Source organism: Streptomyces sp. NPDC059567, assembly GCF_042735655.1.
Taxonomy (GTDB): Bacteria; Actinomycetota; Actinomycetes; order Streptomycetales; family Streptomycetaceae; genus Streptomyces.
Genome location: NZ_JBHWBS010000002.1, coordinates 60,529 through 84,387 on the forward strand (window position 1 = coordinate 60,529; position 23,859 = coordinate 84,387).

The 23,859-nt window shown below is 71.6% G+C and carries 21 protein-coding genes; 17 read left to right on the plus strand and 4 right to left on the minus strand.

All coding sequences use genetic code 11. The features are described from left to right. The first annotated feature begins 106 nt into the window (after positions 1–106). From ACFVZW_RS01695 to ACFVZW_RS01740, 10 genes are all read left to right on the plus strand, one after another. Entirely contained in the window at positions 107–1,066 is a 960-nt protein-coding gene (locus tag ACFVZW_RS01695; protein ID WP_384515164.1) for an EamA family transporter, read from the plus strand. Between the two features lie 159 nt (positions 1,067–1,225). After that, complete coding sequence (locus tag ACFVZW_RS01700; protein ID WP_384515167.1) at positions 1,226–2,671, plus strand: aldehyde dehydrogenase family protein; 1,446 nt, start codon at positions 1,226–1,228, stop codon at positions 2,669–2,671. 167 nt (positions 2,672–2,838) lie between these two features. After that, positions 2,839–4,764, plus strand: a complete 1,926-nt coding sequence (locus tag ACFVZW_RS01705; protein ID WP_384515169.1) for an acyl-CoA dehydrogenase family protein — start codon at positions 2,839–2,841, stop codon at positions 4,762–4,764. Positions 4,765–4,850: 86 nt separating this feature from the next. Next, a complete protein-coding gene (gene aroA, locus ACFVZW_RS01710; protein WP_384515172.1) occupies positions 4,851–6,098 on the plus strand; it encodes a 3-phosphoshikimate 1-carboxyvinyltransferase in 1,248 nt (415 codons plus the stop codon). Between the two features lie 73 nt (positions 6,099–6,171). After that, complete coding sequence (gene dxr / locus ACFVZW_RS01715) at positions 6,172–7,431, plus strand: 1-deoxy-D-xylulose-5-phosphate reductoisomerase (protein WP_329115271.1); 1,260 nt, start codon at positions 6,172–6,174, stop codon at positions 7,429–7,431. After that, on the plus strand, positions 7,428–8,732 hold the full coding sequence (locus ACFVZW_RS01720) for a M50 family metallopeptidase (protein WP_384515174.1): 1,305 nt from the start codon (positions 7,428–7,430) through the stop codon (positions 8,730–8,732). The genes dxr and ACFVZW_RS01720 overlap by 4 nt, the downstream gene beginning before the upstream one ends. A gap of 102 nt (positions 8,733–8,834) precedes the next feature. Further along, positions 8,835–9,992 (plus strand): flavodoxin-dependent (E)-4-hydroxy-3-methylbut-2-enyl-diphosphate synthase, encoded by a 1,158-nt coding sequence (ispG, locus tag ACFVZW_RS01725; protein WP_329115266.1) that lies wholly within the window; start codon positions 8,835–8,837, stop codon positions 9,990–9,992. Positions 9,993–10,134: 142 nt separating this feature from the next. Beyond that, complete coding sequence (locus tag ACFVZW_RS01730) at positions 10,135–10,980, plus strand: GNAT family N-acetyltransferase (protein WP_384515178.1); 846 nt, start codon at positions 10,135–10,137, stop codon at positions 10,978–10,980. A 21-nt stretch (positions 10,981–11,001) separates the two neighbouring features. Then, complete coding sequence (locus ACFVZW_RS01735) at positions 11,002–11,577, plus strand: GNAT family N-acetyltransferase (RefSeq protein ID WP_384515181.1); 576 nt, start codon at positions 11,002–11,004, stop codon at positions 11,575–11,577. A 234-nt stretch (positions 11,578–11,811) separates the two neighbouring features. After that, entirely contained in the window at positions 11,812–13,512 is a 1,701-nt protein-coding gene (locus tag ACFVZW_RS01740; protein WP_384515184.1) for a proline--tRNA ligase, read from the plus strand. A gap of 86 nt (positions 13,513–13,598) precedes the next feature. Here ACFVZW_RS01740 and ACFVZW_RS01745 read toward each other — a convergent pair whose 3' ends face one another. From ACFVZW_RS01745 to ACFVZW_RS01760, 4 genes are read right to left on the minus strand one after another with little or no spacing between them, the layout of a single operon-like run. After that, positions 13,599–14,570 (minus strand): SPFH domain-containing protein, encoded by a 972-nt coding sequence (locus ACFVZW_RS01745; RefSeq protein WP_384515187.1) that lies wholly within the window; start codon positions 14,568–14,570, stop codon positions 13,599–13,601. 47 nt (positions 14,571–14,617) lie between these two features. Then, positions 14,618–15,517, minus strand: coding sequence for an aminoglycoside phosphotransferase family protein (locus ACFVZW_RS01750; RefSeq protein WP_384515190.1), 900 nt, complete (start codon positions 15,515–15,517; stop codon positions 14,618–14,620). A 56-nt stretch (positions 15,518–15,573) separates the two neighbouring features. Next, complete coding sequence (locus tag ACFVZW_RS01755) at positions 15,574–15,990, minus strand: ferritin-like domain-containing protein (protein WP_384515192.1); 417 nt, start codon at positions 15,988–15,990, stop codon at positions 15,574–15,576. Next, a complete protein-coding gene (locus tag ACFVZW_RS01760; protein ID WP_384515195.1) occupies positions 15,987–16,613 on the minus strand; it encodes a hypothetical protein in 627 nt (208 codons plus the stop codon). Before ACFVZW_RS01760 ends, ACFVZW_RS01755 begins: the two co-directional genes overlap by 4 nt. A gap of 153 nt (positions 16,614–16,766) precedes the next feature. Between ACFVZW_RS01760 and rimP the strand changes: the two genes are divergently transcribed. The 7 genes from rimP to truB all read left to right on the plus strand — a co-directional run bounded on the left by rimP (position 16,767) and on the right by truB (position 23,736). Next, on the plus strand, positions 16,767–17,264 hold the full coding sequence (rimP, locus tag ACFVZW_RS01765; RefSeq protein WP_383552991.1) for a ribosome maturation factor RimP: 498 nt from the start codon (positions 16,767–16,769) through the stop codon (positions 17,262–17,264). A gap of 2 nt (positions 17,265–17,266) precedes the next feature. Beyond that, positions 17,267–18,274 (plus strand): transcription termination factor NusA, encoded by a 1,008-nt coding sequence (nusA, locus tag ACFVZW_RS01770; RefSeq protein WP_384515198.1) that lies wholly within the window; start codon positions 17,267–17,269, stop codon positions 18,272–18,274. Positions 18,275–18,393: 119 nt separating this feature from the next. Continuing rightward, positions 18,394–18,672, plus strand: a complete 279-nt coding sequence (locus ACFVZW_RS01775) for a YlxR family protein (protein ID WP_362003283.1) — start codon at positions 18,394–18,396, stop codon at positions 18,670–18,672. A 147-nt stretch (positions 18,673–18,819) separates the two neighbouring features. After that, on the plus strand, positions 18,820–21,921 hold the full coding sequence (gene infB / locus ACFVZW_RS01780) for a translation initiation factor IF-2 (protein WP_384515202.1): 3,102 nt from the start codon (positions 18,820–18,822) through the stop codon (positions 21,919–21,921). A gap of 140 nt (positions 21,922–22,061) precedes the next feature. Further along, positions 22,062–22,355: a DUF503 domain-containing protein gene (locus ACFVZW_RS01785; protein ID WP_019889861.1), complete on the plus strand. Its 294-nt coding sequence runs from the start codon at positions 22,062–22,064 to the stop codon at positions 22,353–22,355. Positions 22,356–22,384: 29 nt separating this feature from the next. Then, positions 22,385–22,840: a 30S ribosome-binding factor RbfA gene (rbfA, locus tag ACFVZW_RS01790; RefSeq protein WP_361967958.1), complete on the plus strand. Its 456-nt coding sequence runs from the start codon at positions 22,385–22,387 to the stop codon at positions 22,838–22,840. Further along, a complete protein-coding gene (gene truB / locus ACFVZW_RS01795) occupies positions 22,840–23,736 on the plus strand; it encodes a tRNA pseudouridine(55) synthase TruB (protein WP_384515206.1) in 897 nt (298 codons plus the stop codon). Before rbfA ends, truB begins: the two co-directional genes overlap by 1 nt. The last annotated feature ends 123 nt before the right edge of the window (positions 23,737–23,859 follow it).

Consider the following 23,859-nt stretch of genomic DNA (forward strand, 5'->3'; position numbering starts at 1 on the left):
CGGTAGCTCCCGTTCCGCCGGTCGCACCGCCCCAACGGCGCCGATCCTGCCCGATGGCGGGCAGGATTATTGATCATTCGCCGCCGAACTCCCTACTCTCCTGGTCATGACAAGCCCCGCGGTCGATCCCGCCTCCGAGGAACGCACCTCCCGTCCCGCCGCCTCCGGAGGCGCCCCCCGCCGTATCTCCGGGGCCGTCTGGCTCGCCCTCGGGATCGTGTACGTCGTCTGGGGGTCCACCTACCTCGGGATCCGCATCGTCGTCGAGACGATGCCGCCGTTCCTCTCCGCGGGGATCCGGTACGTCGTCGCCGGTCTGCTGCTCGCCGTGATCATCGCCTGGCGGCAGGGCCCCGCCGCGCTGAAGGTGACCCCGCGCCAACTGGGCTCCGCGGTCCTGGTCGGCCTGCTGCTCCTTGTCGGAGGCAACGCGCTCGTCGTCCTCGCCGAGACCGCCATCCCCTCCGGCCTCGCCGCGCTGCTCGTCGCGAGCGTGCCCGCCTGGGTCGTCGTCCTGCGCGCGGCCGCCGGTGAGCGTCCCGGCCGCGGCGCCTTCGCCGGAGTGGCCCTCGGTCTCGTCGGCCTCGGCGTCCTCACCCTCCCGGGCCTCAGCGGCGAGGTCAGGATCGGCGGCGTGGTCCTCGTCGTCGTCGCCGCACTCCTGTGGTCGATCGGCTCGTTCTCCTCCGGCCGGCTCCCGATGCCCGCCAACCCCTTCTCCGCCAGCGCGTACGAGATGCTCGCCGGCGGCCTCGGGGGACTCGCCGTCGCCCTGGTCCGCGGCGAGCACCTCGGCTTCGACCCCGGCGACGTCTCCACCCGCTCCTGGATCGCCCTCGGCTACCTGATCGTCTTCGGCTCCCTGATCGCCTTCACCGCGTACGCCTGGCTCCTCCAGACCGCCCCGCTCTCCCTGGTCGCCACGTACGCCTACGTCAACCCGGTCGTCGCGGTACTCCTCGGCGCCCTCGTCCTCGGCGAGGCCCTGACCTGGCCCATCGCGCTCGGCGGCGCGATCGTCGTGGGCGGGGTCTGTCTCATCGTCTCGACGGAACGGCGGGGATGATCATCGTGGGCCGGTGAGCGTCGGGGCCGCCTTCCGCCAAAGCGGACAGGAGTCCCCGCGCACCACTCCACGGCGGACAAGCGCCACTCCGCCCGCTTCGCCCTAACGTGTCACGAGAGCGATCGCTCGCACCCCCGATACGGAAAGGGCCGGGACGCAATGACGACCACCCACGCCTTCTGGCTCGCCGGCCGCGAGGCCACCGGCGAGGCCACCTTCGACGTCACGAACTCCTTCGACGGACGTCTGGTCGGCAAGGTCAGCGTGCCCACCGAAGCCCAGGTCGAGGAGGCCGTCGCCGCCGCGCATGCCGTCGTCGACGAGTTCGCCGCGACGCCGGCGCACGTCCGCGCCGCCGCCCTCGACCACGTGTCGAAGCGTCTCGCCGAGCGCACCGAGGAGATCGCCCAGGTCATCTCCGCCGAGAACGGCAAGCCCATCAAGTGGGCCCGCGGCGAGGTCGGCCGCGCCGTATCCGTGTTCCGCTTCGCCGCCGAGGAAGCCCGCCGCTTCAACGGCGGCGAGGCCCAGCGCCTCGACACCGAGGCCGGTGGCGTCGGCCGGCTGGCGATCACCCGCCGTATCCCGAAGGGCGTCGTCCTCGGCATCGCGCCGTTCAACTTCCCGCTGAACCTCAGCGCCCACAAGGTCGCCCCGGCCATCGCCGTCGGCGCCCCGATCATCCTCAAGCCGGCCCCGGCCACCCCCATCTCGTCCCTGATCCTGGGCGAGCTGCTGGCCGAGACCGACCTGCCGGCCGGCTCCTGGTCCGTCCTGACCGTGCCGAACGACCGGATGCCCGCCCTCGTGAAGGACGAGCGCCTCCCGGTCATCTCCTTCACCGGCTCCGACAAGGTCGGCTACGCCATCCAGGAGTCGGTGCCGCACAAGCACTGCACCCTGGAGCTCGGCGGCAACGCCGCCGCCGTCGTCCTCGGCGACTGGGCGTCCGAGCAGGACCTGGACTGGGCGGCGAGCCGTATCGCCACCTTCTCCAACTACCAGGGCGGCCAGTCCTGCATCTCCGTGCAGCGCGTGATCGCCGACGCCTCGGTCTACGACCGGCTCGTCCCGAAGGTCGTCGCCGCCGTCGAGGCGCAGGTCACCGGTGACCCGGCGGACGACGCCACCGACGTCGGCCCGCTCGTCGACGAGAACGCCGCCAAGCGCGTCGAGGGCTGGGTGGACGAGGCCGTCGCGGCCGGCGCGAAGCTGCTCGCGGGCGGCAAGCGCGAGGGCGCGACCTACGCCCCGACCGTCCTCACCGACCTCCCGGCCGATGTCACCCTGGCCCGCGCCGAGGTCTTCGGCCCGGTCCTCACCATCGCCAAGGTCGACGGCGAGGCCGAGGCCTTCGCCGCCGTCAACGACTCGGACTTCGGCCTCCAGGCCGGCGTCTTCACCCACGACCTGCAGACCGCCTTCCGCGCCCACCGCGCGCTGGAGGTCGGCGGCGTGATCATCGGCGACGTCCCGTCCTACCGCGCCGACCAGATGCCGTACGGCGGCGCCAAGAAGTCCGGTGTCGGCCGCGAGGGCGTCAAGTACGCCATGGACGACTACACCTACGAGCGGGTCCTGGTCCTCACGGGCCTGGCGCTGTAACCCGTATTCAGTAGTCCGCACGAACTCGTGCGGAACCTTGAGACCGACGGCCGGAGCCGGATGTGCGGGGCCTCCGGTCGTCTTCTCGTCTATCGGTGCGCCCGGAAATCGGGTACTACGGACGAGTAGTCACAAGGCCACCCTACGAGCGGCGAGGTGAGCTCCTCATGTCCGCACCCACCCAGCGGCCCAAGGTCACCGAACGCGAGGCCCGGCAGGTCGCCGAGGCCGCGCGCGAGCAGGACTGGCGCAAACCCAGTTTCGCCAAGGAACTCTTCCTCGGCCGCTTCCGACTGGACCTCATCCACCCCCATCCCCTGCCGTCGGATGAGGACGTACGGCGCGGCGAGGCCTTCCTCGCCAAGCTGCGCGTCTTCTGCGAGACACGCATCGACGGCCGGCTGATCGAGCGCGAGGCCCGCATCCCCGACGAGGTCGTCACCGGTCTCAAGGAACTCGGCGCGCTCGGGATGAAGATCGACCCGAAGTACGGCGGGCTCGGCCTCACCCAGGTCTACTACAACCGCGCCCTCGCCCTGGTCGGCTCCGCGAGCCCCGCGATCGGCGCGCTGCTCTCGGCCCATCAGTCCATCGGCGTTCCCCAGCCGCTGAAGATCTTCGGCACTCAGGAACAGCGCGACACCTACCTCCCCCGCCTCGCCACCACCGACATCTCGGCCTTCCTGCTCACCGAACCCGACGTGGGCTCCGACCCGGCCCGGCTCGCCACCACGGCGGTTCCGGACGGCGACGACGCCTATGTCATCGACGGGGTGAAGCTCTGGACGACCAACGGGGTCGTCGCCGACCTGCTCGTCGTCATGGCGCGCGTGCCCGCGTCGCCGGGCCACCGGGGCGGCATCACCGCCTTCGTCGTCGAGGCGGACTCGCCCGGCGTCACCGTCGAGCACCGCAACGCCTTCATGGGCCTGCGGGGGCTCGAGAACGGCGTCACCCGCTTCCACGGCGTCCGGGTTCCCGCCGAGAACCGCATCGGCCCCGAGGGCGCCGGCCTCAAGATCGCGCTGACGACGCTGAACACCGGCCGGCTCTCGCTCCCCGCGATGTGCGTCGGCGCCGGCAAGTGGGCGCTGAAGATCGCCCGCGAATGGGCTGCCGTACGGGAGCAGTGGGGCAAGCCGGTCGCACGCCACGAGGCGGTCGGCACGAAGATCTCCTTCATCGCGGCGACCACGTTCGCCCTGGAGGCGGTCGTCGACCTCTCCTCGCAGATGGCCGACGAGGACCGCAACGACATCCGCATCGAGGCGGCGCTCGCCAAGCTCTACGGCTCCGAGATGGGCTGTCTCATCGCCGACGAACTGGTCCAGATCCGCGGCGGGCGCGGCTACGAGACCGCGGACTCGCTGGCGGCGCGCGGGGAACGGGCCGTACCGGCCGAGCAGTTGCTCCGGGATCTGCGGATCAACCGGATCTTCGAGGGCTCGACGGAGATCATGCATCTGCTCATCGCCCGCGAGGCCGTCGACGCCCATCTGGCCGTCGCCGGCGACATCATCGACCCGGAGAAGTCGTTCGGCGACAAGGCGAAGGCGGGTGCGCGGGCCGGTGGCTTCTACGCCCGCTGGCTGCCGAAGCTCGTCGCGGGGCAGGGGCAGGTGCCGGGCGCGTACCGGGAGTTCGGCGCGCTGGCCACCCACCTGCGGTACGTGGAGCGGACGTCGAGGAAGCTCGCCAGGTCCACCTTCTACGCGATGTCGCGATGGCAGGGCCGGATGGAGCTGAAGCAGGCGTTCCTCGGGCGGATCGTGGACATCGGCGCGGAGCTCTTCGCGATGAGCGCGGCGTGCGTACGGGCGGACCTGCTGCGGACCACCGACGACCACGGCAAGGAGGCGTACGCGCTCGCCGACGCGTTCTGCCGGCAGTCCCGGCTGCGCGTGGAGGAGCTCTTCGGCCGCCTCTGGGCCAACACGGACGACCTGGACCGCCGGGTCGTCGACGGGGTCCTCGCCGGCCGCTTCGAGTGGCTGGAGGCGGGGGTGGTCGACCCGAGCGACGACGGCCCCTGGATCGCGGACGCGACCCCGGGCGCCTCGACGGAGGAGAACGTCCACCGCAAGATCCCCTGACCGACGGGCGCGGGCCGTCGCGCCGCAGGTGTCCCGTCCTGCGGAACGACGGCCCACGGCGGGGAAAGCCACGGCAGGATGGGCCCGTGACCGTCATAGAGATTCCCGGTTCCAAGTCCGTCACCGCCCGCGCGCTCTTCCTCGCCGCCGCCGCCGACGGGACCACCACCCTCCTCCGGCCGCTCCACTCCGACGACACCGAGGGATTCGCCGAAGGGCTGAAGACCCTCGGATACGAGGTCCGGCAGGAGCCGGGGGCCTGGCACATCGAGGGCCGTCCCGCGGGTCCCGCCGTGGACACCGCCGACGTGTACTGCCGCGACGGTGCCACCACCGCCCGCTTCCTCCCCACCCTCGCCGCCGCCGGCCACGGCACCTTCCGCTTCGACGCCTCGCCCCAGATGCGCCGCCGCCCCCTCGGCCCCCTCTCCACCGCCCTGCGCACCCTCGGCGTCGACCTCCGCCACGAGGAGAACGAGGGCCACCACCCGCTCACCGTCGCCGCCCAGGGCATCAAGGGCGGCGCGCTCACCCTCGACGCCGGCCAGTCCTCCCAGTACCTGACCGCGCTGCTCATGCTCGGCCCGCTGACCGCCGAGGGCCTCGCCATCACCGTCACCGACCTGGTCTCGGAGCCGTACGTCGAGATCACCCTCGCCATGATGCGTGCCTTCGGCGCAGAGGTGACCCGGCAGGACCGCACCTACACCGTCGCCCCCACCGGCTACAAGGCGGCCACGTACGCCGTCGAGCCCGACGCCTCCACCTCCTCGTACTTCTTCGCCGCCGCCACTCTCCAGCCCGGCCGCACCGTCACCGTCCCCGGCCTCGGCACCGGCGCACTCCAGGGCGACCTCGGCTTCGTCGACGTCCTGCGCCGGATGGGCGCCGACGTGGAGACCACCGACACGGCCACCACCGTCCGCGGCACGGGGACGCTGCGCGGTCTGACGGTCAACATGCGCGACATCTCCGACACCATGCCGACGCTCGCCGCCCTCGCGCCCTTCGCCGACGGACCCGTCCGCATCGAGGACGTGGCCAACACGCGCGTCAAGGAGTGCGACCGCCTCGACGCCTGCGCCGAGAACCTCCGCCGCCTCGGCATCGAGGTCGCGACCGGCCACGACTGGATCGAGATCCGGCCCGGGACCCCGGCAGGCCCCGCCGAGATCGCCACCCACGGCGACCACCGGATCGTCATGTCCTTCGCCGTCACCGGTCTGCGCACGCCCGGGATCACCTTCGACGACCCCGGCTGCGTACGGAAGACGTTCCCGGACTTCCACCGCGTCTTCGGCGAGGCCTTCGGAACGGCCGCCTCCGCCGAGTGACCACACCGGGCGAAGACGCCCACGGGAGGCACCCCGTGAAGACCGCACAGTCTTTGCGGCAAGAATGGGGGGCATGAGCGACCGCCCCTCTCCTCTCGCCGACCCGCACATCGTCTTCGCACCGGTCGAAGGCCGCCGGGACATCGTCGTCCTCGGCTCCACGGGATCCATCGGCACCCAGGCCATCGACCTGGTCCTGCGCAACCCCGACCGGTTCCGGGTCACCGCCCTCGCCGCCTCCGGCGGCCGCGTCGGGCTGCTCGCCGAGCAGGCGCACCGGCTGAAGGTCGCGGCGGTCGCCGTCGCCCGTGAGGACGTGGTGCCCGAGCTGCGCGACGCGCTCAAAGAGCTGTACGGCGCCGAGCCCCTGCCCGAGATCCTGGCAGGGGCCGACGCCGCCACCCAGCTCGCCGCCTCGCCCTGCCACACGGTGCTCAACGGCATCACCGGATCCATCGGCCTGGCGCCCACGCTCGCCGCCCTCGAAGCCGGCCGCACCCTCGCCCTGGCCAACAAGGAGTCGCTGATCGTCGGCGGCCCGCTGGTCAAGGCGCTCGCCAAGCCCGGCCAGATCATCCCGGTCGACTCCGAGCACGCCGCCCTCTTCCAGGCGCTGGCCGCCGGCACCCGCGCCGACGTCCGCAAGCTGGTCGTCACCGCCTCGGGCGGCCCCTTCCGCGGCCGTACGAGGGAGGAGCTGGCCCATGTCACCCGCGAGGACGCGCTCGCCCACCCCACCTGGGCCATGGGCCCGGTCATCACGGTGAACAGCGCCACCCTGGTGAACAAGGGCCTGGAGGTCATCGAGGCGCACCTCCTCTACGACATCCCCTTCGACCGCATCGAGGTCGTCGTCCACCCCCAGTCGTACGTCCACTCGATGGTCGAGTTCACCGACGGCTCCACCCTCGCCCAGGCCACCCCGCCGGACATGCGCGGCCCGATCGCCCTCGGCATCGGCTGGCCCGAGCGGGTCCCGGACGCCGCCCCCGCCTTCGACTGGACCAAGGCGTCCAGCTGGGAGTTCTTCCCGCTCGACACCGAGGCGTTCCCCTCCGTGGGCCTGGCCCGACACGTCGGCGAACTGGGCGGCACCGCCCCCGCCGTCTTCAACGCCGCCAACGAGGAGTGCGTGGAGGCCTTTCTCGCCGGACGGCTGCCGTTCAACGGAATCATGGATACGGTCACGGCAGTCGTCACCGAACACGGAAAGCCCACCCAGGGAACCTCCCTCACGGTGTCGGACGTCCTCGAAGCGGAGACCTGGGCCCGCGCCCGGGCCCGTGAACTCGCAGAACTCGCAGCGAACGCAACCGCGGAGGCGCGCGCATGACCGTACTTCTGACGCTCCTCGGCATCGCGCTGTTCGCGGTCGGGCTGCTCGTCTCGATCGCCTGGCACGAACTCGGCCACCTCTCCACGGCCAAGCTCTTCGGTATCCGCGTGCCGCAGTACATGGTCGGCTTCGGCCCCACGATCTGGTCGAAGAAGAAGGGCGAGACGGAGTACGGCATCAAGGCCATCCCCGCCGGCGGCTACATCCGCATGATCGGGATGTTCCCGCCCGGCAGGGACGGCCGCATCGAGGCCCGCTCCACCTCCCCCTGGCGCTCCATGATCGAGGACGCCCGTGAGGCCTCCTTCGAGGAGCTCCAGCCCGGCGACGAGAACCGGCTCTTCTACACGCGCAAGCCGTGGAAGCGCGTCATCGTGATGTTCGCCGGCCCGTTCATGAACCTGATCCTCGCCGTGCTGCTGTTCTTCGGCAGCGCCATGGCCGTCGGCTTCGAGACGCAGACCACCAAGGTCGCCGGCGTCACCAACTGCGTCATCGACCAGAGCGAGAAGCGCGACACCTGCAAGGCCGGCGACCCCGAGTCGCCCGCCAAGGCCGCCGGACTCCTCAAGGGCGACCGCATCGTCGCCTTCAACGGCGAACGCGTCTCGGACTGGAACACCCTCTCCGACCGCATCCGCGCCACCACCGGGGCCGCCACCGTCACCGTCCAGCGCGACGGCAAGGAGATGGACCTCAAGGCCACGCTCCTCGAGAACAAGGTGCTCAAGAAGGACGCGGACGGCAAGGTCGTCCAGCCGCTGCAGTACGTCACCGCCGGCTACCTGGGCTTCGAGTCCGGCCGCGAGGTCGTCCCGCTCACCTTCGGCGAGTCCGCCTCCCGCATGACCGACCAGCTCCAGGCCGGTGCCGAGTCCGTGCTCGCCCTGCCCGGCAAGATCCCGGACCTGTGGGACGCCACCTTCGGCGACGGCGAACGCAAGGCGGACTCCCCGGTCGGCGTCGTCGGCGCCGCCCGCATCAGCGGCGAGCTGATGAACATCGACGCGCCCCCGCAGACCATCCTGGTCTTCTTCCTGCAGCTGGTCGTCATGTTCAACGTCTCGCTGTTCCTGTTCAACATGCTGCCGCTGCTCCCGCTCGACGGCGGACACATCGCCGGCGCCCTGTGGGAGTCCGTACGCCGCCACACCGCGCGGATCTTCCGGCGCCCCGACCCGGGCCCGTTCGACGTGGCCAAGCTGATGCCGGCCGCCTACGTGGTGGCGGGAGTGTTCGTCTGCTTCACGCTCCTCGTCCTCGCCGCGGACATCGTCAACCCGGTGAAGCTGACGTGACGAGAGGGTGGCCGGACCCCCTGGGTGTCCGGCCACCCGCCGCCGGGGCGGTAATCTCGAAGACCTGAGCCCGATGAACCACACCTTGGGGTTGTACAGCTGATGACCGCGATCTCTCTCGGTATCCCGTCCGTTCCGACCAGGCTCGCCGAGCGGCGCAAGAGCCGCCAGATCCAGGTCGGATCGGTGGCCGTGGGCGGCGACGCACCCGTCTCTGTCCAGTCCATGACGACGACCCGGACCTCCGACATCGGCGCCACGCTCCAGCAGATCGCCGAGCTGACCGCCTCCGGCTGCCAGATCGTCCGTGTCGCGTGCCCCACCCAGGACGACGCCGACGCGCTGGCGACCATCGCCAAGAAGTCGCAGATCCCGGTCATCGCGGACATCCACTTCCAGCCGAAGTACGTCTTCGCCGCCATCGACGCCGGCTGCGCCGCGGTTCGCGTCAACCCCGGCAACATCAAGCAGTTCGACGACAAGGTCAAGGAGATCGCGCACGCCGCCAAGGCCGCGGGCACCCCGATCCGGATCGGCGTCAACGCGGGCTCGCTCGACGCCCGGCTGCTGAAGAAGTACGGCAAGGCCACCCCCGAGGCGCTGGTCGAGTCCGCGCTGTGGGAGGCCTCCCTCTTCGAGGAGCACGGCTTCGGCGACATCAAGATCTCGGTCAAGCACAACGACCCGGTCGTCATGGTCAACGCCTACCGCCAGCTCGCCGCCGCCTGCGACTACCCGCTGCACCTCGGCGTCACCGAGGCCGGCCCCGCCTTCCAGGGCACCATCAAGTCCGCCGTCGCCTTCGGCGCGCTGCTCTCCGAGGGCATCGGCGACACCATCCGCGTCTCGCTCTCCGCGCCGCCGGTCGAGGAGGTCAAGGTCGGCAACCAGATCCTGGAGTCGCTGAACCTCAAGCCGCGCCGTCTGGAGATCGTCTCCTGCCCGTCCTGCGGCCGCGCCCAGGTCGACGTCTACAAGCTGGCCGAAGAGGTCACCGCCGGCCTGGAGGGCATGGAGGTCCCGCTGCGCGTCGCCGTCATGGGCTGCGTCGTCAACGGCCCGGGCGAGGCCCGCGAAGCCGACCTCGGCGTCGCCTCCGGCAACGGCAAGGGCCAGATCTTCGTCAAGGGCGAGGTCATCAAGACCGTCCCCGAGTCGAAGATCGTCGAGACCCTCATCGAAGAGGCGATGAAGATCGCCGAGCAGATGGAGAAGGACGGCGTGATGTCCGGCGAGCCGACGGTCGCCATCGGCGTCTGACCCGCCCGAGCACCCCACGAAGCCCCGCCGCGGCGCCCGTCGAACCGGGCCCCGGCGGGGCTTCGTCGCGCTCGCCCGACACCTCCGCGACGCGACAGGTACAGTGCGGAGAATCAAGCAGACCGCATGGTGAGGCCCCCTCGTGTTGACGCAGACCACCACCCGGGTCCTCGAACCCGCCGACCTCGGCGCCGCGCTCGCCGTCCTCGAGAGCGCCCCCGTCGAGAACGCCTTCGTGGCCGCCCGCGTCCAGGCGGCCGGACTCGACCCCTGGCGCCTCGGCGGCGAGATGTGGGGCTGGTACGCCGACGGACAGCTGCGCTCCCTCTGCTACTCCGGCGCCAACCTCGTCCCCATCTGCGCCACCCCCGACGCCGTCCGCGCCTTCGCCGACCGTGCCCGCAGGACCGGCCGCCGCTGCTCCTCCATCGTCGGCCCCGTCGAGCCCACCACCCGGCTCTGGCAGCTCCTCGAACCCAGCTGGGGGCCCGCCCGCGACGTCCGCGGCCACCAGCCCCTGATGGTCACCGAGGAGCCCTCCGCGACCGTCGAGCCCGACCCCCTCGTCCGCCGTATCCGCAAGGACGAGATGGAGGTGATCATGCCCGCGTGCGTGGCCATGTTCACCGAGGAGGTCGGCATCTCGCCGATGGCCGGCGACGGCGGACTGCTCTACCAGGCCCGGGTCGCCGAACTCGTCGGCGCCGGCCGGTCCTTCGCCCGCATCGAGGACGGCAAGGTCGTCTTCAAGGCCGAGATCGGCGCCGCCACCCGCCAGGCCTGCCAGATCCAGGGCGTCTGGGTGGCCCCCGAGTTCCGCGGCCGCGGCCTCTCCGAGACCGGCATGGCCGCCGTGCTGCGCTACGCCCTCGCCGACGTCGCGCCCGTCGTCAGCCTGTACGTCAACGACTACAACGCTCCGGCCAGGGCCTCGTACCGCCGCGTCGGCTTCCGTGAGGTCGGGGCCTTCATGAGCGTGCTCTTCTGAGGCGCTTGTAAGGTGCGGCGCATGGATGACGCTGACGTCACGATCGGACCGGTCAATCTCGCCGCGCGGGTGGACGACGCCCTCGCGGTCCAGGCGCTGGCCTTCGGGCTCAGCGAGGACGAGATCGTCGTACGACGCCACATCGTGCTCCGCCATCTGCTCAACCCCGGCGCCTGCGCCTACGGCGCGACCAACGCCGCCGGCCGGCTGGTCGGCTTCGTCTACGGGATGCCCAACGACCGCAGCCACTGGTGGTCCGGCGTCGTGGAGCCGTACCTCCGCGCCGGCGGCACCGCGGACTGGCTCGACGACTCGTTCGTGATCACCGAGCTCCATGTCCACCCCTCCTACCAGGGGCGGGGCATCGGCCGTGAGCTGATCACCGCCATCACCGACCAGTCGGACCTGCCCCGGTCGATCCTCTCGGCGATCGACACCGAGAGCCCGGCCCGCGGCCTGTACCGGGCCCTCGGCTACAAGGACCTGGCCCGCCGGGTCCACTTCCCCAGCGCACCCCGCCCGTACGCCGTGATGGGCGCCCCGCTCCCGCTGCCGCGCCGGAACGGACTCCCCGCAACCGGTTCGCCACGGAACTGATTTCACCGAGCCGGTGCCGCCCGGCTAACCTCCTAGGGGGTGTCCGGCGGACCATGGCCGGGGCCACGACGTCTGGCACGGCACCTCGCCGCGTTGCCGAAACGCCTGAATGGCTCCGCTATTGAGGCGCTCCGGCGCCTTGCGATGTACCGCACCAGACGCCGCGTCCTATCCGGCCCTGGTCCGCCGGACACCCCCGAGCCATCACCCTTTCCCGGCAGGAGTACGAGAACCATGGCCAACGTACCGGTCCAGCGCATGTCCCAGTTGATGGCGAAGACGCTGCGCGACGACCCGGCGGACGCCGAGGTCCTCAGCCACAAGCTCCTCGTCCGCGCCGGCTACGTCCGCCGCACCGCCGCCGGCATCTGGAGCTGGCTGCCCCTGGGCCGGAAGGTCCTCGCCAACGTCGAGCGCATCGTCCGCGAGGAGATGGACGCCATCGGCGCACAGGAGGTCCTGCTGCCCGCCCTGCTGCCCCGTGAGCCCTACGAGGCGACCGGCCGCTGGGACGAGTACGGCGCCGAGCTGTTCCGCCTCCAGGACCGCAAGGGCGGCGACTACCTCCTCGGCCCGACCCACGAGGAGATCTTCACCCTCCTGGTGAAGGACCAGTGCTCGTCCTACAAGGACCTGCCGGTCATCCTGTACCAGATCCAGACGAAGTTCCGCGACGAGGCCCGTCCCCGGGCCGGCATCCTGCGCGGCCGCGAGTTCCAGATGAAGGACTCGTACTCCTTCGACACGGAGGACGAGGGCCTCGCCCAGTCCTACGGGCTGCACCGTGAGGCCTACAAGCGCGTCTTCGAGCGCCTCGGCCTCGACTACCGCATCGTCGCCGCCACCGCCGGCGCCATGGGCGGCTCGAAGTCCGAGGAGTTCCTCGCCCCGGCCGAGGCCGGCGAGGACACCTTCGCCGACTGCCCGAACTGCGACTTCGCCGCCAACACCGAGGCGATCTCCTACGAGCTCAAGTCGGTCGACGGCTCGGCCGTCGCGGCCGCCGAGGAGATCCCCACCCCGGACACCCCGACCATCGAGACCCTGGCCGCCTCCCTCGGCGTCCCGGCCTCCGCGACGCTGAAGAACCTCCTCGTGAAGGTCGACGGCGAGATCGTCGCCGTCGGCGTGCCCGGCGACCGCGAGGTCGACATGGGCAAGGTCGAGGAGCACTTCGCCCCCGCGACCGTCGAGATGGTCACCGAGGCCGACTTCGCCGAGCGCGCGGACCTCGTCCGCGGCTACGTCGGCCCGCAGGGCCTGGAGAAGGTCACGTACATCGCCGACCCGCGCGTGGCGCCGGGCACGGCGTGGATCACGGGCGCGAACAAGGAGGGCATGCACGCGAAGAACGTCGTCGCGGGGCGTGACTTCGAGGTCGACGAGTACGTCGACGTCGTGGTCGTCCAGGACGGCGACCCGTGCCCCAAGTGCGGTACCGGCCTGACGCTGGACCGCGCGATCGAGATCGGCCACATCTTCCAGCTGGGCCGCAAGTACGCCGACGCCCTCAAGCTCGACGTCCTCGGCCAGAACGGCAAGCCGGTCCGCGTGACCATGGGCTCGTACGGCATCGGCGTCTCGCGCGCGGTGGCCGCGCTCGCCGAGCAGTCCGCCGACGACAAGGGCCTGTGCTGGCCCGCCGAGGTCGCCCCGGCCGACGTCCACGTCGTCGCGGCGGGCAAGGCGCTCCAGACCGAGCTGGCCCTGGAGGTCTCCGAGAAGCTGCGCGCGGCCGGTCTCCGGGTGCTCGTGGACGACCGCGCGGGCGTCTCGCCCGGTGTGAAGTTCACCGACGCGGAGCTGATCGGCGTCCCGAAGATCCTGGTCGCCGGCCGCCGCTCGGCGGAGGGCGTCGTGGAACTGAAGGACCGCCGCACGGGGGAGCGGGAGGAGCTCCCCGTGGCAGAGGCGATCGCGCGCCTGAGCGCGTAACGGCCGGGGCGGGCTCACCCCACATGGGGTGGCCCGCCCCGCCCCGCGGAACGCCCGCCCACCGACCCGGCCGCGCGTCGGGGTGCCTACGCCGCCTCGTCCCGTGGGACCGGGTCCGCCGGGGGACCCGCGACCGTCTCGTCCGGCAGGGGCGGGAGATCCGCCAGGTCCGCCAGGTCCGGGAGGTCCCTCGTGGGGCGGGGCTCCGCCGGGAGGCCGGGCAAGGGATCCTGGAAGGTCTCCGGTGCCGCCACGGGCACATGCGGCGCGGCCGAGTCCGTGGACACCATGCCCTGCGGGGGCGCCGCCCGCTCCAGGAACCGCAGCAGCTCCACCGGGAACGGCAGCACCAGCGTCGAGTTCTTCTCCGCCGCCACCGCCACCACCGTCTGCAACAGCCGCAGCTGCAACGCGGCAGGCTGCTCCGACATCACTTCCGCGGCCTCCGCCAGCTTCTTCGACGCCTGCAACTCCGCGTCCGCGTTGATCACCCGCGCCCGCCGCTCCCGGTCCGCCTCCGCCTGCCGCGCCATCGAGCGCTTCATCGTCTCCGGCAGCGACACGTCCTTGATCTCGACCCGGTCGATCGCGACACCCCAGCCCATCGCCGGACTGTCGAGCATCAGCTCGAGACCCTGGTTGAGCTTCTCCCGGTTCGACAGCAGGTCGTCCAGATCGCTCTTGCCGATGATCGACCGCAGCGAGGTCTGCGCCATCTGCGAGACGGCGAACTTGTAGTCCTCCACCCGCACCAGCGCGTCCGCCGCGTCGACCACCTTGAAGTACACGACGGCGTCCACCCGCACGGTCACGTTGTCCCGGGTGATGCCCTCCTGCGCGGGCACGGGCAGCGTCACGATCTGCAGGTTCACCTTGTGCAGCCGGTCGACGACCGGCACGATCATCGTGAACCCCGGCTGCCGGACGTCGCTCAGCAGCCGACCGAAGCGGAACACGACACCCCGTTCGTACTGCTTCACCACGCGCGCCGCCGCGGCCGCGTACACCACGACCGCGGTTCCGGTCACCGCCGCCGCTGTCAACAGCTCCTCGAGCATCACGGCCCCCTGAGGTCCGAGCCGAGCGTTACAGCAAGGTTATTCCCCTACAGCCAGCCCGCGAACTCCAGCAGCAGCTCCGCGTCCCGGTGACGCCCCGCCGTCAGCGCCCGCGTACCCGACTCGACCGCCCGGAAGAGCGTCCAGCCACGCAGCCGCTCGCGGTCCACCTCCAGCGAGTCCGCCAGCTTGTTGACCCTCCGGCGGGCCGCCGACGCCCCCGCCGAAGCCGCCACCAGGTCCTCGACCCGGTCCCGTACGAGCCGCGCCAGATCGTAGGCGCGCTCGCCGACCAGCGGCTCGGGGCCCACGGCCAGCCAGGGCGTGCGCTCGCCGGCCAGGACCTTGCCCTGCCGGAAGCAGCCGTGCAGCAGCAGCGTCTCGGGGGAGTCGCCGATCAGCTCCTCGCGCGCCGCCAGCGCGGCGGCCGTGAGCGCGCCCGCCTCGGCGTGGGCGCGGTAGGACTCCATCGCCGCCGCCTGCCGGGCCGTGCGCTCGGTCACCGACTCGAAGCCGTGCTCCGCGGGCGGCTCGACCCACAGCTTCCGGACCGTCCCGGCCGCTTCGAGCAGCGCCTTCGCCTCGGGGAGGGAACGCAGAGACACCTCGGTGTGCAGCCGTTCGAGGACCAGCGAGCCGTCCTCGGCCGCGTCGAGCAGCCGCACCGCTCCCCAGCCGTTCCAGTGCGCCAGCGCGTCCCGCTCCAGGTCCGGCCGGGCGACCTCGGGGGCGATCTTCAGCGCCGCCGGGGAGCCGTCCTGCCGCCGTACGAGGACGACCAGGCTGCTGCGCCCGCCGGGCGCCACCACCCGTTCGCTGTCCAGGGAGGCGTGCTCCAGCGCGGTCCGTGCCAGCTCGGGCAGCTTCCCGAGCCACTCGGCCGCGACAGCGTCCCCGTACGTCTCACCGAGCGCCCGTACCAGTCGCCGCGGCGGTTCGAAACCCATGCGTACGTTGTTCCTTCTGCAGTACCGGAGCCTGGTCAGGGCCGTCAGAGCCGGACTCACACCCGCTCGGCGAGCCCAGGAAAGGTTACGTCGGTGCCGCGCCAGCGAACGGCCCGTACCGCCGCCTCGCGCAACGCGGCGGCCGCGTCCCGCCGCAGCGTTCCCTCGGAGGCCCGTACGAGATCGGAGTACACCCCCGCCACCCGGTCCTCCAGGACCGCGGCGAGCCGCACGGCCGCGGCGGTGTCCGGTACCGGGAACGGCAGCTCGTAGCCGGCCGCCGCGGCGGCCGGCTCCCCGCCCAGGTCCCGTACGGTCCTGCGCAGCCCGTCCCGTCGGGCCCGGTGCGCCTCGTAGGCCGAAGTGGCCTCGGCGCGCCGCTCGGCACCGATCCGGCCGCCGACGACGCCGTAGCCGTACACCGCCGCATGCTCGGCGGCGAGCGCGGCCTGCGCCGCGTCCAGGGCGCTCATGCCCGGCCTCCCTCGGTCAGCAGATACGCGTGCGCCGCGCCGGCCGCCGCCACCGAGGCCAGCAGCCGGGCGTACTCGGGCGGCGCGTCGAGCAGCGTCGCCGTGTGCGCGTCGGCGGTCCTGCGGACGGTGGCCGCCAGGTCCTTGAGGGCAGCCACCGGGTCGGCCGGAACGGGCACGGGCGCGGTGGCCGAGGCGGTGGCACCGGGGGTGTCCGCCGGTCGGGTGCCCGCCGTACGAGCGGCCTTGGCCCCCGATCCGTCCGAGGCGGCGGCCTTCGCCTCCGCGTCGTGCGGCTCCCCGCTCGCGGTGGACCCGCCGGTCGGCAGCGGCGTGACGCCCTCGGCCAGGGCGGCGGCATGCGCCGCCACCGCGCGTCGCAGCGGGGCCAGCCGGTCCGTCAGCGAGGGGTGAGCCGCCAGCACCGCGTCGTAACGTTCCAGCAGGGTCAGGCTCGTCGTCACCGATCCGCGGCGCAGCGCCGCCTCGGCGAGCGCCGCCCGTTCGGCCGCGGTCCGCTTCCTCGGCCGCTCGCCGCCACCGCCGTCGGACGTGCAGCCGACCAGCGTCACCGCCCCCGCCGTCAGGAGCGCCCGTCTGCCCACGGTCCCCGTGCGCCCCACATCCACTCCCTCGGCCTCGGTCGAAGATCACCGCAGGCGAGCGTACCCGCGGCCCCCGGCCCCGTGGACGGCAACACCCCCCGGGACCGGATACCCTTTGGTCTGACACGCGACGAAACCCACAACAGCACACGCGGCCGAGGAGTCACCCGGATGAGCACCACCCAGAGCGACAGGCTGCGAGCACTCCTTGAGCCGCTCATCGCCTCGCAGGGACTCGAACTCGAAGAGCTCGAGGTGGCCTCCGTGGGACGCAAGCGTGTGCTGCGCGTCGTCGTCGACTCCGAAGAGGGAGCCGACCTGGACCAGGTCGCCGATGTGAGCCGCGCGCTCTCGGAGACGCTGGACGAGACGGACGCGATGGGCGAGGGGGAGTACACCCTCGAGGTCGGCACCCCGGGCGCGGAGCGCCCGCTCACCGAGCACCGCCACTACGTGCGCGCCACGGGCCGCCTTGCCAAGCTGCAGCTGAACGATGGTGGAGAGCTCGTCGCGCGGATCCTCACCGTGGACGAAGACGGCATCGACCTCGAAGTGCCGGGCGTGAAGGGGCGCAAGCCCACCGCCCGCCGGGTCGAGTTCGCCGACATCGCCAAGGCGCGTGTCGAGATCGAGTTCAACCGCAAGGACAAGAAGGAAGAGGAGGCGTAGCCGTGGACATCGACGTGAAGCTCCTGAAGGGCTTGGCACAAGAGAAGGAGATCTCCTTCGACCTGTTGGTCGAGGCGATCGAGTCGGCCCTCCTCATCGCATACCACCGCACCCCGTCCGCCCGCCGCCACGCGCGCGTGGAGCTGAACCGGCAGACCGGTCATGTGACGGTGTGGGCCAAGGAGGACCCCTCCGAGCTGGAGGAGGGCCAGGAGCCCAAGGACTTCGACGACACCCCGTCGGACTTCGGCCGGATCGCGGCGAGCACCGCCCGCCAGGTCATCCAGCAGCGGCTGCGCGACGCCGAGAACGACGTCACCTTCGGCGAGTACGCCCGCCGCGAGGGCGACATCGTCGCCGGCATGGTGCAGCAGGGCAAGGACCCGAAGAACGTCCTCGTCAAGCTCGACGACAAGCTGGAAGCCATCCTTCCGGTGCAGGAGCAGGTGCCGGGCGAGGAGTACACGCACGGTCTGCGGCTGCGCACGTACGTGGTCCGGGTCGCCAAGGGTGTCCGCGGTCCGTCCGTCACCCTTTCGCGCACGCACCCCAATCTGGTGAAGAAGCTGTTCGCCCTGGAGGTCCCCGAGATCGCCGACGGTTCCGTCGAGATCGCGGCGATCGCCCGTGAGGCCGGTCACCGCACCAAGATCGCCGTACGGTCCACCCGTTCGGGCCTGAACGCCAAGGGCGCCTGCATCGGCCCCATGGGCAGCCGCGTCCGCAACGTCATGGCGGAGCTGCTCGGCGAGAAGATCGACATCGTCGACTGGTCCGACGACCCGGCCGAGATGGTGGCCAGCGCGCTCTCCCCGGCGCGGGTCTCCAAGGTCGAGATCGTGGACCTGGCGGCCCGGTCCGCCCGGGTGACCGTGCCCGACTACCAGCTGTCGCTGGCCATCGGCAAGGAGGGGCAGAACGCCCGCCTCGCCGCCCGCCTCACCGGCTGGCGCATCGACATCCGTCCGGACACGGAGCACGAGTCCGACGAGCGGCGCGACCGCGACTGAGCGCGCCGCAGGGAATGCATCTCGCCCTCGTCACGTTCCGTGAGGGCGAGATCACGACAAACGACCGTTCGATTCTTGCCCCAAACGGGTGAGGTCGCTACGGGGAGGTAGACTTAGCCGTGTCTGGCCGGACGCAAGACCGAGCGTGCCCTGAGCGAACCTGTGTGGGATGCCGGGAGCGAGCGGCCAAGAGCGATCTGCTGCGCATCGTGGAGGTCGAGGGCGCGTGTGTCCCCGATCATCGCGGTACGCTGCCCGGCCGGGGTGCGTATCTGCATCCCGCCTCGGTCTGTCTCGACCTGGCGGTCCGCCGCCGGGCGTTCCCGAGGGCCTTCAAGGTCCAGGGTCCGCTCGAAACGGCGGAAATCCGCTTTCACGTCGAGCAGGCAGCACCGTAAGAAGAAGTACGGCACGGATAACCGTGCGGTCAGGTACCTCGCGAGTTGGAAGTAGGTCGAGATTGCGATGAGCACTCGATGAGTACGCGATGAGTACGCCCATGAAGTAGCGACGGTCCGGCGGTAACCGGACCTAAAAGGAGCGAAGTGGCTAAGGTCCGGGTATACGAACTCGCCAAGGAGTTCGGCGTGGAGAGCAAGGTCGTCATGGCCAAGCTCCAAGAACTCGGTGAATTCGTCCGTTCGGCGTCCTCGACTATCGAGGCGCCGGTCGTGCGCAAGTTGACTGATGCGCTGCAGGGTCCCGGCGGTTCCGCCGGCAAGACCGCTGCCAAGCCTGGCGCGCCTCGCAAGGCCGCCCCCTCGAAGCCCTCGGCGCCGTCTCCGGCCGCCGCGGCACGTCCCGCTGCCCCGAAGCCCGGCGCCCCGGCCCCCAAGCCGGCCCCCGCCGCGCCCGCGGCGCCGGCCCCGGTCACTCCGGCCGCGCCCGCGAGCAGCACCCCCTCTCCGGCTCCGGCCGCCTCGGGCCCCCGCCCGGGCCCGAAGCCCGCGCCCAAGCCGGTCACGCCGGCTCCGGCCGCGCCCGAGTTCACCGCGCCCCCGTCGGCTCCCGCCGCCGGTCAGCGCCCCGGTGGCGCGACCCCGGGACCCCGTCCCGCCGGCGAGCGTCCCGCCCGTCCGGGTCAGGGCGCGCCGCGTCCGCAGGGCCAGGGTGCCCCGCGTCCGCAGGGCCAGGGCGCTCCGCGTCCGGGCGGTGCCCGTCCGGCCGGTCCGCGTCCGGGCAACAACCCCTTCACCTCGGGTGGCTCCACCGGAATGGCGCGCCCGCAGGCGCCCCGTCCGGGTGGCGGTGCCCCCCGTCCCGGCGGCGGTGCCGTTCCGGGTGCCCCGCGTCCGCAGGGCGGCCCCGGTGGCGCCCCGCGTCCCCAGGGCCAGGGCGGCGCGCGTCCCACCCCCGGTGGTATGCCGCGTCCGCAGGCTCCCCGTCCGGGCGGCGCGCCCGGCGGTAACCGTCCGAACCCCGGCATGATGCCGCAGCGTCCCGCTGCCGGCCCGCGTCCCGGTGGTGGCCCCGGCGGTCGTGGCCCCGGTGGCCCCGGCGGTCGTCCGGGTGGCGGCGGCGGTCGTCCCGGTGGCGGCGGCGGCTTCGCCGGCCGTCCGGCCGGTCCCGGCGGTGGCGGCGGCGGCTTCGCCGGTCGTCCCGGTGGTCCCGGTGGTGGCGGCGGCGGTCGTCCGGGTGGTCCCGGCGGCGGTGGCGGCGGCTTCGGCGGTCGTCCCGGCGGCTTCGGTGGCCGTCCCGGTGGCCCCGGTGGCCGTGGTGGCACGCAGGGCGCCTTCGGTCGTCCCGGCGGTCCCGCGCGTCGTGGTCGCAAGTCGAAGCGTCAGAGGCGCCAGGAGTACGAGGCCATGCAGGCCCCGTCGGTCGGCGGCGTGATGCTGCCTCGCGGCAACGGCGAAGCCATTCGCCTGTCGCGCGGTGCCTCCCTCACCGACTTCGCCGAGAAGATCGGCGCCAACCCGGCGTCGCTCGTCGCGGTGATGATGAACCTCGGTGAGATGGTCACGGCCACGCAGTCCGTCTCCGACGACACGCTGACGATGCTCGGCGAGGAGATGAACTACACCGTTCAGATCGTCTCGCCGGAGGAGGAGGACCGCGAGCTCCTCGAGTCCTTCGACATCGAGTTCGGCGAGGACGAGGGCGGCGAAGAGGCTCTGGTCTCCCGTCCGCCGGTCGTCACCGTCATGGGTCACGTCGACCACGGTAAGACCCGACTTCTCGACGCGATCCGCAAGACGAACGTCGTCGCGGGCGAGGCCGGTGGCATCACCCAGCACATCGGTGCCTACCAGGTGGGTACCGAGGTCAACGGCGAAGACCGTCGCATCACCTTCATCGACACCCCGGGTCACGAGGCGTTCACCGCCATGCGTGCCCGTGGTGCGAAGTCGACCGACATCGCGATCCTCGTGGTCGCGGCCAACGACGGCGTCATGCCGCAGACGATCGAGGCGCTCAACCACGCCAAGGCCGCCGGCGTCCCGATCGTCGTCGCGGTCAACAAGATCGACGTCGAGGGTGCCGACCCGACCAAGGTCCGCGGTCAGCTGACCGAGTTCGGTCTGGTGGCCGAGGAGTACGGCGGCGACACGATGTTCGTCGACATCTCCGCCAAGCAGGGTCTGCACATCGACTCCCTGCTGGAGGCCGTCGTCCTCACCGCCGACGCCTCGCTCGACCTTCGGGCCAACCCGAACCAGGACGCGCAGGGTATTGCGATCGAGTCCCACCTCGACCGCGGTCGCGGTGCCGTCTCGACCGTCCTGGTCCAGCGCGGAACGCTGCGCATCGGCGACACCGTGGTGGTCGGCGACGCGTACGGCCGCGTCCGGGCGATGCTCGACGACAAGGGCAACAACGTCGAGGAGGCGACCCCGTCGACTCCCGTCCTGGTGCTCGGTCTCACCAACGTGCCGGGTGCCGGCGACAACCTCCTGGTCGTCGACGAGGACCGTACGGCCCGTCAGATCGCCGAGAAGCGTGCTGCGCGTGAGCGCAACGCCGCCTTCGCCAAGCGCGTCCGCCGGGTGTCCCTCGAGGACCTCGACAAGGTGCTCAAGGCCGGTCTGGTCCAGGAACTCAACCTCATCATCAAGGGCGACGCGTCCGGTGCGGTCGAGGCTCTCGAGTCCTCGCTGCTCCAGCTCGACGTCGGCGAAGAGGTCGACATCCGTGTCCTGCACCGTGGTGTGGGTGCGGTCACCGAGTCCGACATCGACCTGGCCATGGGCTCCGACGCCATCGTCATCGGCTACAACGTCCGGGCTGCCGGCCGTGCCGCGCAGATGGCGGAGCGCGAAGGCGTCGACGTCCGGTACTACTCGGTGATCTACCAGGCCATCGAGGAGATCGAGGCGGCCCTCAAGGGTCTCCTCAAGCCGGAGTACGAAGAGGTCGAGCTCGGTACGGCGGAGATCCGCGAGGTCTTCCGCTCGTCCAAGCTGGGCAACATCGCCGGTGTCCTCATCCGCTCCGGCGAGGTCAAGCGCAACACCAAGGCGCGCCTCGTCCGCGACGGCAAGGTCATCGCCGAGGACCTCACGATCCACGGTCTGCGCCGCTTCAAGGACGACGTCACCGAGATCCGCGAAGGCTTCGAGGGCGGTATCAACCTCGGAAACTTCAACGACATCAAGATCGACGACGTCATCGCGACGTACGAGATGCGCGAGAAGCCGCGCGCCTGAGCGCAGCGGTAGGTCGGGGCCGGTCGGCGGGAGTTATTCCGTCGATCGGCCCCGGCCGTTGCGTGTACGGTTCTGGTGTTCCTGCCAAGCGACGGCGTGGCGGGCCACCGAACCCGAACCGGCGGGACATCCGGCACTACATGTACGTGGGGACTCTGTCCTTCGATCTGCTCCTCGGCGACGTTCATTCGTTGAAGGAGAAACGCTCCGTCGTCCGGCCCATCGTCGCCGAGCTCCAGCGCAAGTTCTCCGTGAGCGCGGCAGAGGTGGGCGACCAGGACCTCCATCGCAGGGCCCGTCTGGGCGTCGCGCTGGTGTCCGGGGACCCGGGGTTCGTATCGGACGTGCTCGACCGCTGTGAGCGGCTGGTCGCGGCCCGGCCCGAGGTGGAGCTGCTGTCGGTGCGACGCAGGCTCCACACTGATGAAGACTGAATGAGCAAGGCAAAGAAGGAGAAGGACCAGTGGCCGACAACGCGCGGGCGAAGAAGCTGGCGGACCTCATCCGGGAGGTGGTCGCCGAGAAGCTGCAGCGCGGCATCAAGGACCCGCGCCTGGGTACGCACGTGACCATCACGGACACCCGCGTCACCGGTGACCTGCGGGAGGCCACGGTCTTCTACACGGTCTACGGCGACGACGAGGAGCGGGCCAGCGCGGCCGCCGGACTGGAGAGCGCCAAGGGCATCCTGCGCTCCGCCGTCGGTGCCGCCGCCGGGACGAAGTTCACGCCGACGCTGACCTTCGTCGCGGACGCCCTTCCGGAGACCGCGAAGACGATCGAGGACCTCCTCGACAAGGCGCGGGCCTCCGACGCGGCCGTGCGCGAGGCGTCCTCGGGCGCGAAGTACGCCGGCGAGGCCGACCCGTACCGCAAGCCCGAGGACGAGGACGAGGACGAAGAGGGCACCACCGCCTGATGAGCACCGCAAAGACGCCCGACGGCCTTGTCATCGTCGACAAGCCGTCGGGCTTCACTTCGCACGACGTCGTGGCCAAGATGCGCGGGATCGCCAAGACCCGCCGCGTCGGCCACGCGGGCACGCTCGACCCCATGGCGACGGGCGTCCTCGTCCTCGGCGTGGAGCGGGCGACCAAGCTGCTCGGTCACCTCGCGCTGACCGAGAAGGAGTACCTCGGCACCATCCGCCTCGGCCAGACGACGATCACCGACGACGCCGAGGGCGAGATCACGGCCTCCGTGGACGCGTCCAAGGTGACCCGCGAGGGGATCGACGCGGGCGTGGCGGAGCTGACGGGCGCCATCATGCAGGTGCCGTCCAAGGTCTCCGCCATCAAGATCGACGGCAAGCGGTCGTACGCGCGCGTGCGCGGCGGCGAGGAGTTCGAGATCCCGGCGCGGCCGGTCACGGTCTCGTCCTTCCAGGTGTACGACGTCCGGGAGGCCGTCGCCGAGGACGGCACGCAGGTCGTCGATCTGGTCGTCTCGGTGGTCTGCTCCTCCGGTACGTACATCCGGGCGCTCGCCCGTGACCTGGGCGCGGGGCTGGGCGTGGGCGGTCATCTGACCGCGCTGCGGCGGACCCGGGTCGGCCCGTACAAGCTGGACTCGGCCAGGACCCTGGACCAGCTCCAGGAGGAGCTGACGGTCATGCCGGTCGCCGAGGCGGCCGGGGCGGCCTTCCCCCGCTGGGACGTCGACGAGAAGCGGGCCCGGCTGCTGCTGAACGGCGTCCGCCTGGAGATGCCGTCGTATCCGGCGGGACCCGTGGCGGTCTTCGCCCCGGACGGCCGGCTGCTGGCGCTCGTGGAGGACCAGAAGGGCAAGGCCAAGAGCCTGGCCGTCTTCGGCTGAGGGCCTCGTCCATCGGCCGAGGGCCCCGGTCATGGTGGAGCGGGCGCGCCCCCGGCGCCCCCGCACCATACCCCCCCCGCGGCCGTGATTACACACGCAAACCCCACTTATCCCCCACCGGGC

Coding starts and splice junctions, on each gene's coding strand:
- ACFVZW_RS01740 (WP_384515184.1), top strand. CDS start 11,812: ATGGCCAACGTACCGGTCCAGCGCATGTCCCAGTTGATGGCGAAGACG.
- truB (WP_384515206.1), top strand. CDS start 22,840: ATGAGCACCGCAAAGACGCCCGACGGCCTTGTCATCGTCGACAAGCCG.
- ACFVZW_RS01745 (WP_384515187.1), bottom strand. CDS start 14,570: ATGCTCGAGGAGCTGTTGACAGCGGCGGCGGTGACCGGAACCGCGGTC.
- rimP (WP_383552991.1), top strand. CDS start 16,767: ATGAGCACCACCCAGAGCGACAGGCTGCGAGCACTCCTTGAGCCGCTC.
- ACFVZW_RS01720 (WP_384515174.1), top strand. CDS start 7,428: ATGACCGTACTTCTGACGCTCCTCGGCATCGCGCTGTTCGCGGTCGGG.
- ACFVZW_RS01705 (WP_384515169.1), top strand. CDS start 2,839: ATGTCCGCACCCACCCAGCGGCCCAAGGTCACCGAACGCGAGGCCCGG.
- ACFVZW_RS01735 (WP_384515181.1), top strand. CDS start 11,002: ATGGATGACGCTGACGTCACGATCGGACCGGTCAATCTCGCCGCGCGG.
- ACFVZW_RS01785 (WP_019889861.1), top strand. CDS start 22,062: ATGTACGTGGGGACTCTGTCCTTCGATCTGCTCCTCGGCGACGTTCAT.
- ACFVZW_RS01755 (WP_384515192.1), bottom strand. CDS start 15,990: ATGAGCGCCCTGGACGCGGCGCAGGCCGCGCTCGCCGCCGAGCATGCG.
- ispG (WP_329115266.1), top strand. CDS start 8,835: ATGACCGCGATCTCTCTCGGTATCCCGTCCGTTCCGACCAGGCTCGCC.
- ACFVZW_RS01750 (WP_384515190.1), bottom strand. CDS start 15,517: ATGGGTTTCGAACCGCCGCGGCGACTGGTACGGGCGCTCGGTGAGACG.
- ACFVZW_RS01695 (WP_384515164.1), top strand. CDS start 107: ATGACAAGCCCCGCGGTCGATCCCGCCTCCGAGGAACGCACCTCCCGT.
- ACFVZW_RS01700 (WP_384515167.1), top strand. CDS start 1,226: ATGACGACCACCCACGCCTTCTGGCTCGCCGGCCGCGAGGCCACCGGC.
- dxr (WP_329115271.1), top strand. CDS start 6,172: ATGAGCGACCGCCCCTCTCCTCTCGCCGACCCGCACATCGTCTTCGCA.